This is a genomic window from Pseudomonas tehranensis, assembly GCF_014268615.1.
In the GTDB taxonomy this organism is placed as follows: Bacteria; Pseudomonadota; Gammaproteobacteria; order Pseudomonadales; family Pseudomonadaceae; genus Aquipseudomonas; species Aquipseudomonas tehranensis.
The window spans coordinates 1-1164 of sequence record NZ_JABWQV010000464.1 but is presented as its reverse complement, the minus strand read 5'-3'; the positions used below and the strand labels follow the sequence as shown (position 1 = coordinate 1164).

The following is a 1164-nucleotide window of genomic DNA, read 5'->3' as shown; positions in this document are numbered from 1 at the left end:
CCGCACGTCAACGTTGGCACCATCGGTCACGTCGACCACGGTAAAACCACGCTGACCGCTGCTCTGACCCGTGTCTGCTCCGAAGTTTTCGGTTCGGCCAAGGTTGACTTCGACAAGATCGACAGCGCCCCGGAAGAGAAAGCTCGCGGTATCACCATCAACACCGCTCACGTTGAATACGATTCGGCCGTGCGTCACTACGCACACGTTGACTGCCCAGGTCACGCCGACTACGTAAAAAACATGATCACTGGTGCTGCCCAGATGGACGGCGCGATCCTGGTTTGCTCGGCCGCTGATGGTCCGATGCCACAAACCCGTGAGCACATCCTGCTGTCCCGTCAGGTAGGCGTTCCGTACATCGTTGTCTTCCTGAACAAGGCTGACATGGTTGACGACGCTGAGCTGCTGGAACTGGTTGAGATGGAAGTGCGCGATCTGCTGAGCACTTACGACTTCCCAGGTGATGACACTCCAATCATCATCGGTTCGGCTCTGATGGCTCTGAACGGCCAAGACGACAACGAAATGGGTACCACTGCTGTCAAGAAGCTGGTGGAAACTCTGGACAGCTACATCCCAGAGCCAGAGCGTGCTATCGACAAGCCGTTCCTGATGCCAATCGAAGACGTATTCTCGATCTCCGGTCGCGGTACTGTTGTGACTGGTCGTGTTGAGCGTGGCATCGTCCGCATCCAGGAAGAAGTTGAGATCGTCGGTCTGCGCGACACTCAGAAAACTACCTGCACCGGCGTTGAAATGTTCCGCAAGCTGCTCGACGAAGGTCGTGCTGGCGAGAACTGCGGCGTACTGCTGCGCGGCACCAAGCGTGACGACGTTGAGCGTGGCCAGGTTCTGGTCAAGCCAGGCACCGTCAAGCCGCACACCAAGTTCACTGCAGAAGTTTACGTTCTGAGCAAGGAAGAAGGCGGCCGTCATACTCCGTTCTTCAAAGGCTACCGTCCACAGTTCTACTTCCGTACAACTGACGTGACCGGTAACTGCGAGCTGCCAGAAGGCGTTGAAATGGTAATGCCAGGTGACAACATCCAGATGACTGTTACTCTGATCAAGACCATCGCGATGGAAGACGGTCTGCGTTTCGCTATCCGTGAAGGCGGTCGTACCGTCGGCGCTGGCGTCGTAGCCAAAGTCATCGAGTAA

At 56.4% G+C, this 1164-nt stretch carries 1 protein-coding gene; it reads left to right on the top strand.

The features are described 5' to 3' along the window. Positions 1 to 1164: elongation factor Tu (gene tuf, locus HU811_RS26990; protein ID WP_052915370.1), on the top strand; the 1164-nt coding region annotated here is incomplete at its 5' end.